Source organism: Rhizobium mesoamericanum STM3625 (assembly GCF_000312665.1).
Taxonomy (GTDB): Bacteria; Pseudomonadota; Alphaproteobacteria; order Rhizobiales; family Rhizobiaceae; genus Rhizobium; species Rhizobium mesoamericanum.
The window spans coordinates 904,741-914,848 of record NZ_HF536773.1 but is presented as its reverse complement, the minus strand read 5'-3'; the positions used below and the strand labels follow the sequence as shown (position 1 = coordinate 914,848).

The following is a 10,108-nucleotide window of genomic DNA, read 5'->3' as shown; positions in this document are numbered from 1 at the left end:
CCGCGATCTCCGGACTGGAATCCCTGAAGTCCTGGCCAATCAGGATGGCATCACCGCGGCGCGCCATTCCAGCGTCGAGCAGGTAGCGGCCAAAGGCTGTCGCATAGAGCGCTGAGGCTCGGCCCTTGAGGTCGACCGATAGGCCGCGAAGCCCACTTGTTCCGAATTTCACTACACATCAATCCTTCAATGTGTGTGTCCTAAGGCCGGCTTCTCCTCCTTCCGGAAACGACACAACAATTTTGCTGGCACAACTTTCAGTTTTCTTTTTGGGGTGAGTCTCACGCCAGATAAGGAACAAAACGCCGCCTACATAGCCAATTTGCATAAGAAAGATGCAAATAATGCTATAGTATAGTGTCAATGTTACAGATTCATAATGCAGGTACGCGATCAAGGCGAACGCAACTGTAGCTACTAGCATTCGCAAGTAGACGCCGGGCGCGCGCATTAATTGGACAAAACGTGTCATGGTTATTTCCAATAATTACACCGAGAGTTCCATGGTTGTCAGAATTTTGCAACAGAAATAAATCGGAGTCACGCCCGCAAGTGTGCCAAGGTTCGTGGTTTCGGCGGAGAATCCTGATGCAATGCAATATTTTCTACTGAATCCTTCTGCAATTCACCGATCGAGATCTTCATCGACGGATGACAAATATATTCAACAATTTACGATAATCAGCAATGGCCGGCTCGCATGCGGCGGACGGGCGGAGCAGGCCGATGCGCTATCTCTCTCAAAAGTCTCGCCTCGCATGCCTAAACTTTATCGCATTGCAATAAATGACTTTGCAAATACTGAGTTCATGTCTATTGTGCGATGCAGCGTAGTATTGATGACTTACTGCAACGCTAACGGCGGAGCAAGGACATGTCGATCGCAGAGCGGTTCGGGAAGGGATACACCACCGGCTTCGACTACCTTAGGGTGATACTTGCGGTCGCCGTCTTATGTATCCACAGCTTCGCCGTCTCTTACGGAAAGGCGGGAGAAGCTTTCTTGTTTCAGCCGCCGCTGCGTGGCCTGATAACCTTCGTGCTGCCGGCCTTTTTCGCTCTGAGCGGCTTTCTTGTCAGTGCCAGTCTCCTAAGGACGCGCAACGTTGCACGCTTCCTTGGTCTGCGTGCGCTTCGCCTCGTTCCGGCGCTCGCCGTCGAGGTAACGCTCTGCGCGCTGTTGCTCGGGCCGATGTTCACGGTGCTTCCACTTGGCGCCTACGTCTCGGATCCGCAGTTTTCGGCCTACTTTCTGAATATCGTCGGCCACATCCAATATCTGTTGCCCGGTCTGTTTCGCGATAATCCGTACTATCAGGCCGTCAACGTGTCCCTGTGGACGATCCCGTACGAACTGGAGTGCTACGTCGCATTGACGGTGCTTGCGGTAGTGGGTGTTGTCTATCGGCCGGTATCGTTGATTGTCGTTGTGGTGCTGGCCCATGTCGCGGTGATAGGCCGCGACCTTTTGCGTGGGGCGGCCGAACTGCCGATGGACGGCGCGCTGCCCGGGCGCATTCTGCTTTTGAGTTTCTTGGCTGGCGTCGTTCTCTATATCTGCCGCGAACGCATCACGGTAACACCGCTGCTCGCGATTGCAGCGGCCGTCGTCTCGTTCTTGATGTTGAACCTGCCTTATGCGCCTTATTTCGCAGCCTTCCCAATTGCTTACGTGACGGTTGCGATCGGACTTACGAAACCGCCCAAGCATCCCCTTCTTGCCAGCGGCGATTATTCCTATGGGATCTACCTTTATGCATTTCCCGTGCAGCAGGCGGTTGCCCATCTTTTCCCTCAACATCGCGAATGGTACATTAGTATCGCCCTGGCGCTGCCGGTAACGATTGTGCTTGCGACGTTTTCCTGGCACGCCGTGGAAAAGCATGCACTCAAGCTCAAAGGCTTGATGGCAGGTAAGGCTGGCAAGGCGCGAGCAGCCAAGCCAACGATGGTCGCCCGCGAGGTAACGGTGGCCGGCGATGGGCGTTGAACCAATCGGTATCGTGACAATCGCGCTCGGTCTTTATTGCATGGCGCTTGGTCAGGATGCCACGATCAAAGCCTTCGTTACGCTGACGCTGTTGGGGGCAGCGGCCGCATTCGTTGTCGGTTCTTCAAGCATTCAGCCGGCCCACCTTTTCCTGATATTCGTTGCGTTGGCTGCGATACGCAATAAACGGCCCCAGGCACTGTTTGACGCTATCCAGTTCGGCCGGCCCGGTTTCTGGCTCGCCTGTCTCGTTCTTTATGGCGTCTTGTCCGCGTACTTTTTGCCCCGCTTGTTTGCCGATGCAACGTTCATTGTACCCCTTGGCGTATCTGACCGGCCGTTGACGGGCGGCGTCGTACCGCTCGGACCGATCAGTAGCAACCTGACCCAGGCGGTTTACCTCGCCGCGGATCTGGTTTGCTTCATGCTCATCGTAGCTGTCGGATCGACGATGGAGGGCTACCGGGCAATTGTAATCGGCTTGATTGCATATGCCGCCTTCAACGTCCTGTTTGCGCTTATCGACGTCGTTACGGGCGCCGTTGGCGGCCAGGAACTCCTGCAGTTCATCCGCAATGCGCAATATACCTTCCATGACAACGACACGGTAAACGGCTTCAAGCGAATCGTAGGGTCGTGGCCAGAGGCATCTGCTTTCGCGGGGACGACGCTTGGGGCTTTCGGCTTCACCTCAACGATGTGGCTATGCCAGCGATATTCGATCTGGACCGGGCCCTTAGCCATAATGTCTCTGGTTCTGATCATTGCCTGTACGTCTTCCACGGGGCTCGTTGCCGCCCCCGTCTGCTTGGCAATCTTCTATGGTACGGCGGTGCTGCGCAGTGGGGTCGGTCACAACAGCAGCAATAGCGCCGCGGTGGTGGTCCTCGGGCCCCCTTTGGCTCTGCTCGCCATTCTTATCGTTGTCTTACAAGACGACGTCTTCAACGCAATTCACAGCTACGTAGATCTTCTTGTTTTTAGCAAATCAACGTCGAGCTCAGCGCTCGAACGCGGTTTTTGGAACACCAGCGGACTGCAAAACTTTTTCGACACTTATGGCCTTGGGGCGGGATTGGGAACCGCGCGCACATCAAGCTTCCCCGTCGCCGTGCTGTCAAACGTCGGCATTCCTGGTGCACTGTTCATGCTGGTGTTTGCAGTCACCGCGCTCGCCCCGGGACGTCATCCCTCAAAAAGCTTTATTGCCGATATCAGGTGTGCTGCGCGCAATGGCTGCCTGTGCCTGCTTGCCGGATCTGTTGTGGCGGGCCCCACTGTCGACCTTGGTCTCCTTTTCTTTATTCTGGCCGGACTGGCTGCGAGCCGTCCCGCACCCATCGAGGTCATGGGAGCCCCGTTTATTCCACTTTACCAGGGCGCGATCCCACCCGAGTCTCGCTCCTTGGTCGGACAACCCTAAATCATCGATGGTGAGATCATGACCTGCCCGAAGGGCCAACCTGGAAGAGGACCATCCCTTAAGAAATCAGGCAGAGCGCCAGGTCGCTCTTTCGGCCCGCTCAAGGACGGTTCCTTCGATGGGCGATGCTTGGTCAATCCGGTCGGTTAGTAGTAGAAAGGGCGAGAAAACATGCCAATCATAGACCTCCAGCCCGGCGGGACCATCGTCCCCCTATTACGTTGCGATGTATGCATTGTCGGGTCCGGACCGGCTGGCGCCACCCTGGCTCGCGAGCTATCTAACTCAGGACTGAGTGTGGTGCTTCTGGAAAGCGGCGGAGAGCAGCGCAATCCCGAAAATGACGCTCTCAATGACATCGAAAACATCGGGCGGCCGCGTGCGCCCGACCAATGGTCGGTGCGTAACAGGATCCTTGGCGGCAGTTCACATACCTGGGGAGGGCGGTGTGGGCCATTTGACGCGATCGACTTCGAGCAGCGTGATTGGGTCGATCATTCGGGGTGGCCAATCGCCATGCACGAGCTCGATCCTTACATGGATCGCAGCGCAAGCCATCTGGGGCTCGCGGTTGGCAGCGGCTATAGCGACCAGCGCTTCTGGTCGATCGCCGGACGGACTGCGCCGGAAGCTGAGGTTGCTGCCAACCGCCTGCTGCCATTCTTCTGGCAGTTTAGCAGGGACGATGCGGAGTCTTATCCGTTCGAGTATATGCGCTTCGGCCGGCATATTGCCAAGCATCTGGGATCAAACGTCACATTGGTGACGGGAGCGACCGCTCTCAGAGTGCTTGCAAACGACGCGTCTACCAAAACGCGCGGGCTTGAGTTTGCAACAAACGACAGACGAAAGCATAGTCTCGTTGCCGGCGCGGTTGCGCTCTGTGCCGGAGGTATCGAGAACGCCCGCATCCTTCTGAATTCCGGCAAGCCGGACCGACCTGCGCTTGGCAATGATCGGGACCAGGTAGGCCGCTACCTGATGGATCACCTTCGCGGTCCAGCGGCAGTTTTCTCGCTTAACGGTTCGGCAGCGTTGCAGCGCCGGTTCGGACGCTACAATGTGCAGGGTCATTTCTTCCGCGCTGGCCTTAGACTGAGTCCGACGATTCAACGAGAAGAACGGCTGCTTAATTGCGCGGCGTGGCTCGGCGAGGTTCTTGCGCCAGACGACCCATGGGACGCGTTGCGGCGCCTGGCGGCGCGCAAGCCGCGGTTACCCGAGGATGCAATAAGCGTGGTGCGCAATATTCCTCTAATGGTGCGCGGCACTATCGACTATTTCGGGGCGCGCAACGGACTACCCCGCAAGCTGCAGGAGCTGACGCTGGAGTGCATGTGCGAGCAGGTGCCCGATGCAGACAGCCGCATCAGCTTGTCTGACCGTCGGGATCGCTTCGGGATGCGGCTGCCCAAGCTCGATTGGCGCAGCCATCCGGACGAGGCGCGCACCATGCATCGCATGGCAGAACTGGTCGCGTCCGAATTCTCCAGGATTGGCTTTCCGGTGCCGGTTCTGGCGGACTGGGTTCGCGACAGGGCGCCGATTCCCGAAAGCTTCGTCGACGTCGCTCATCCAACCGGGACAACACGCATGTCAAGCGATCCGTCCCGGGGGGTCGTCAACGTCGATTGTCAGGTTCACGGCGTCGAGGGGCTTTATGTATCAGGCAGCTCGGTATTTCCTACAGCCGGTCATTGCAACCCGACGCAGATGATTGTCGCCATGGCCATCCGTCTGGCCGACCATTTGAAGGACAGACCAGAGCGCCCCATTCTCACGGAGATGCTGGTCCATGCCGGATGAAACCATTCTCGTGACGGGTGCGACGGGCCGGATTGGCCGGGTCGTTGTTTCCGATCTCCTTGAACGCGGCTATCGCGTGCGAGCGACCACCTCTCGCACGCCGCCGTCGGCCGACAATAGAAGCCTTGAATGGCGCAAAGTTGATCTTGCCAATGAAACTAAGCTCAATCTGCTGGTCGAGGGCTGCAGCGGCGTCATCCATCTAGCTGCTGAGATCGGCAAGAAGGACCTGATGAGAGCCCTCAACGAACACGCAACCGAACGGCTCGCCCGCGCCGCGCAGGATGCCGGTGTCAAGGCGTTTTGCTATACGAGTTCGATAGCGGTCTACGGCTCGGGCCGCTCGATCCACATCTCCGAGAGTTCGCCGGTCTTGTCCGTAGACCAGGACGTCGTCTCTGAGTATTGGGCCCTCGACTATGTTCGAGAATATGGCCGCACCAAGCTTGCGGGTGAGCTGGCGCTCCTGCGCGTTGCCGAGCGGATGCGATGCACTGTGCTGAGGCCGGCTGTCGTTGTGGATATCAGCCAGATCATCGGCGTTCGCGACTGGAATTTTATCAAACGCATGCTTGCCTCGCACCGGCACGCCCACCACATTTATGTCGGCGATGTTTCGGACGCACTGATCTGGTCAATGGAGCAAGGCTTGGCGGGCAAGGGGGAGCCCGGACGGGTTGATATTTACAATCTTGCAGAAGATGACCGCGATATGCCGAGGCATATCGATTTCATGCGCAAGGCCTTCGCGGTAAGCGGTGATCGCCGCTACCGTGTTTTCAGCGCCCCATGGATTGTCGACTGGCTCCACGATTTCATCCGGTTCCACTCCTTGCCAATCAGAAACCCGCTTTGGCGCATGCGTTTTTCCGGCGAGCGTTTGAGCAAAGCCGGCTACAGGCTGAAATACGGGATGGCAAAGGCTGAACAACTGGCGCTTGCCAGATTGGCCAAGGAGGCGAGGGCGGCCATGCAATCTGACCTCGTCAGACCGGACAATCCCGTCTAGTTCAAAGGATATTTGTTGTGTCTCTTGCGGCCGTTTTGCACGTCACTGGCCCGTCGTATGTAGAACGCATGCAGCAACAACATGGATCACCACGTAACCTGCTTCGAGCACCGAGACAAAAATAAAGCCCCAGCCGATTGCGTGCGTGAACGGGCTACCGGTGGAGAGGCTGACGCCCGTATAGGCAATCAATACGGCGACAACGATCAGCGTAAAAATCAGGACGGGCATGCGCAAAGCGCAGATTGCGCCGATCAGAAATGAGACGACAAGCGCCCAGCCCATCGGGTATTCCGCCCCCCTTGACACCCCGATATCGGGTATCTGTCATCTTGATGCAGCGGCGCAAAGCTCGCTGTCAATTGCTGCTGACATCGCTTACGGCTGCACTTTGTTCTTCGCGCTGCTCCACCCGGATCACATCGCCAGGCAGGACAGGATCGTTGTCATTCACAACCAGCGTTCGCATACTGCCGTCCACAACCCGATTGATTGTCATCAGGAAGGTGAAGGGATCCTTTTCCTCGGCGATCGAAGCGATGGCCGACGGGGCGCGGATCTGAAGGTTCTTCAGCTGCTCGCGCTCCGTCTTGGCCTTTTCGGCGTTTGACGCAAATCGGTCGCGCAATTCGGCTGCCTCGGTCAGCGCGTTCACACGGTAGCGATTGTGCACGTCGGCGATATCCTGGTCCACCTTGGCAAGGTCTTGCTCGGTCTTGAGCGTGGCCAACGAAACATCGAGATTGCGACTTTCGAGTTCGGCAACGTTCTGGTTGGCACCAAGCTGGCGGGCGGTAACCGTCAGGCCCTGCGAGACCAGCTTATTGACCGAATTGAGGTCCTTGCCAGCCAGCTCGATCTGTTTTGCAAGGGAAGCACTTTTCTCCTTCAGCGCCGCAATCTGGTTGTTGGCGAGCACTTTAGCGCGGTTCAGCGCATCGATCTCTGTCATCATCGAGCGCTCGCGCGTTTCAAAAAGCGACTGTTCTTCCTCCATCATTCGGGAAAACCGCGGATCCTTCGCCTTTGACACCAGCTCCGCGGGAAACGTCACTGACGATGCTCCGCTTAAAACGGCATCGACGCGCGCCTGTCGCGCCAGGAGACCGAGCCTTTCTGCTTCCAGTTCCCGCATCTGGCCCCGGCTCGACAAAGCATCACGCTGAAGGCCGATGACGTTGGCATCGGTCGAACCGATGCCGCCGGCCATGCTCAATGCCTGAATGACGGTGAGGCCGGGATTGTAGTTGTACTTGCCGGGGGTTGCCACCAAGCCGGTTACGAACAACGGGCGGTATGACGAGATTTCCACCGAGGCGCTCGGCCGTTTCTGCAAGCCGACCTCGCTTTGGAGACGCTGTCCAATCGTTTCGGAGATCTGTTCCAGGGTTTTGCCGGACACCGGAACGGTCCCAATGATTGGCAATGAAAGGTTGCCCGCTGAAGAAACGACGAACTCTCCGGACAAGGGAGCCCATTCGAACGCCGTCATGGTGCTCGGGCGCCATTCGTAGACGCGAATTTTCAGCGTGTCCTGCGGTCCAGGAACGTATTCCTCGCCGGCTTGGGCGCCACCGGCTGCAATGGCGATTGCCAGAAATGCGCTACAGGCCGCTACCTTGCTGTTCAAGGTGTCCTTCGAAGTGGAGCCGAACCATTGTCTTTTGACCCAATCGCATATGGAAGAAAACCGCATGTCATTGCTCCTGTTGACACAGTCCTGGCAGGCACGTGGGGTTAGGCCGATACTGCCAATGTGGCGCCCGTGGTACGGGCAACATAAGTGCGGAAGCGATCCACAAAGACATCCTTACGAAAATCGGCAGCGCGAGACACGGCATCTGCAGGGTTGAAGTCCAGCCGTTCCATACGCTCGACCGCATCAATCAGGGCCTCAACTGTCTGCGTTTCGAAGAATACGCCGGTCTTGTTGTTCACCACGGTCTCCGTGGCGCCACCCCTGCCAAAGGCAATGACCGGTCGCCCGCTGGCCATCGCCTCGACTGGCACGATCCCGAAATCTTCTTCTCCGGGGAAGATGAGACCCTTGCAGCGGGCATAGTGATGCCTAAGGACGTCGAAGGGCTGGGCGCCCAGTATTTTCACGGTTGGGCCAGCAAGTTTTTTGAGATGATCAAGCATTTCGCCACCGCCGATGACAACCAGCTTGGCCTTCATCCGGTTGAAGGCCTCGACCGCCAGGTCTGGGCGCTTGTACCCGACGAGTTCACCGACCATCAGGTAATAATCTTCGACGTCGCAGGCAGGGACCGGACGGAAGGCGGCCGTGTCGACAGGCGGATGAATGATGTCGGCATCGCGGCGATAATAACTCTTGATGCGTTGTGCAACAGTCGTCGAATTGGCAATGAAATCGTCGACACGATTGGCGGTCGCAACATCCCATGTCCTGAGATAATGCGCCATGGGCGGCATCATCAGGCGCGTCATCAGGCCGGAGCTGTCGTAGTAGCGGTTGTACATGTTCCAGATGTAGCGCATCGGGGAATGGCAGTAGCAAAGATGCAAGGCGGGCGAGGTCGGTATGATGCCCTTTGCAGGACCCGACTCGCTGCTGACGACGAGGTCGTAAGCTCCAAGATCAAGCTGTTCCAGGGCCATTGGCATCAGCGGAAGGTAGCGTTTGTACATCCGCTTTGCGTAGGGCAGGCCGCCGATGAAGGTTGTCTGTATCTTATGTTTCTTGATCTTGTCGGAAATGACCGAAAGATCACAAACATGTGTATAGATGTCAGCCGTCGGAAATATATCGCAGAGTGCTTCGAGAACCTTCTCGCCGCCTCGCATTCCTACTAGCCAGTAATGAATAATTGCTACTCGCACGCCAAGCCCCTCGCGATACTAGAATCAACGTTACTGTGGCGTGCATTGCGGGCGTACTTCTTGCTAATCCCCTCGATTAAAAAAGAGACGATGAGCAATTATATTAGGCAGTTAACACAGAAATATGATGAACAAATGACGTCCATTTCCCGCGCTGCACAGTTATATAGTGCAGCGCAATAAATTTATTGTCAAATCGTTTAATACTTGTTAGCTTTCTTGTGCATGCCATGATGGCATTGTCTGCAAGTGCCCGAAGTCTATTTTTTTACAAGGGGAGTACGCAGATGAGGGAAATTGATCTCGGTCGAGATTTCGACGGGTTCAACAAGGTACCGCTGCAATCTCGCACGGCGACCACCCGAAGGTCCGATCGGTTCGGACATGAGAGCCGCTCCGCCGTCTCCGGCGGCGTCAAGTACGCGATTGATGCCGTCATAGCCCTCATTGGGCTTCTCGTGCTGTCGCCGATGATCCTCATGCTGATCGCAATCCTCCTGATCCTGCAGGGGCGGCCGATCTTCATAGCCCACCGACGCATCGGACGGTACGGCGTGATGTTTCCGTGTCTGAAGTTTCGCACGATGGTGAGAAATGCCGACGAGGTTTTGCGCCGTCATCTGGCGGCCAATTCTGCGCTCAGGGCGGAATGGAACGCGACACGCAAGCTCAGAGACGATCCACGTGTGACGCCGTTCGGCGCATTTTTGCGCAAGAGCAGCATTGATGAAATTCCGCAGCTGTTCAACGTCCTTCGCGGCCATATGAGCCTGGTCGGACCGCGGCCGATCGTTGCAAGCGAAGCTGAACTCTATGGTGTTCACTATGCCGACTACATCAGGGTCCGCCCGGGATTGACTGGCTTGTGGCAGATCAGCGGACGAAGCGATATCGGCTACGGTGAGCGCGTCTTGCTCGACGCACGCTATGTCGAACAACAAAGTGTCCTTGGCGACATGGCGATCATCTTGAAGACGATCCCTGCGGTGCTTCGCTCACGTGGCAGCTACTAAGTTACGAAGGCGCGACAATCGCG

At 56.9% G+C, this 10,108-nt stretch carries 8 protein-coding genes and 1 pseudogene; 5 read left to right on the top strand and 4 right to left on the bottom strand.

Going from position 1 to position 10,108, the window contains the following annotated elements; translation table 11 throughout:
- Positions 1-172, bottom strand: a pseudogene (locus BN77_RS32520) (phosphomannomutase); the annotation flags it as partial.
- 702 nt (positions 173-874) lie between these two features.
- Between BN77_RS32520 and BN77_RS24455 the strand changes: the two are divergent.
- From BN77_RS24455 to BN77_RS24440, 4 genes are all read left to right on the top strand, one after another.
- Complete coding sequence (locus BN77_RS24455) at positions 875-1,990, top strand: acyltransferase family protein (RefSeq protein ID WP_007537140.1); 1,116 nt, start codon at positions 875-877, stop codon at positions 1,988-1,990.
- Complete coding sequence (locus tag BN77_RS24450; RefSeq protein ID WP_007537138.1) at positions 1,980-3,413, top strand: hypothetical protein; 1,434 nt, start codon at positions 1,980-1,982, stop codon at positions 3,411-3,413. The genes BN77_RS24455 and BN77_RS24450 overlap by 11 nt, the downstream gene beginning before the upstream one ends.
- 171 nt (positions 3,414-3,584) lie before the next feature.
- A complete protein-coding gene (locus tag BN77_RS24445; RefSeq protein WP_007537136.1) occupies positions 3,585-5,219 on the top strand; it encodes a GMC oxidoreductase in 1,635 nt (544 codons plus the stop codon).
- Positions 5,209-6,228: an NAD-dependent epimerase/dehydratase family protein gene (locus tag BN77_RS24440; RefSeq protein WP_007537134.1), complete on the top strand. Its 1,020-nt coding sequence runs from the start codon at positions 5,209-5,211 to the stop codon at positions 6,226-6,228. The genes BN77_RS24445 and BN77_RS24440 overlap by 11 nt, the downstream gene beginning before the upstream one ends.
- Before the next feature lie 42 nt (positions 6,229-6,270).
- Here BN77_RS24440 and BN77_RS24435 read toward each other — a convergent pair whose 3' ends face one another.
- From BN77_RS24435 to BN77_RS24425, 3 genes are all read right to left on the bottom strand, one after another.
- Entirely contained in the window at positions 6,271-6,513 is a 243-nt protein-coding gene (locus tag BN77_RS24435) for a hypothetical protein (protein WP_007537132.1), read from the bottom strand.
- 73 nt (positions 6,514-6,586) lie between these two features.
- Entirely contained in the window at positions 6,587-7,924 is a 1,338-nt protein-coding gene (locus BN77_RS24430; protein WP_007537130.1) for a polysaccharide biosynthesis/export family protein, read from the bottom strand.
- 41 nt (positions 7,925-7,965) lie between these two features.
- A complete protein-coding gene (locus tag BN77_RS24425; protein ID WP_007537128.1) occupies positions 7,966-9,036 on the bottom strand; it encodes a glycosyltransferase in 1,071 nt (356 codons plus the stop codon).
- 323 nt (positions 9,037-9,359) lie between these two features.
- On the opposite strand from BN77_RS24425, the gene BN77_RS24420 reads away from it, so the two are divergent.
- Positions 9,360-10,085: a sugar transferase gene (locus BN77_RS24420; RefSeq protein WP_007537126.1), complete on the top strand. Its 726-nt coding sequence runs from the start codon at positions 9,360-9,362 to the stop codon at positions 10,083-10,085.
- Positions 10,086-10,108 lie beyond the last annotated feature (23 nt).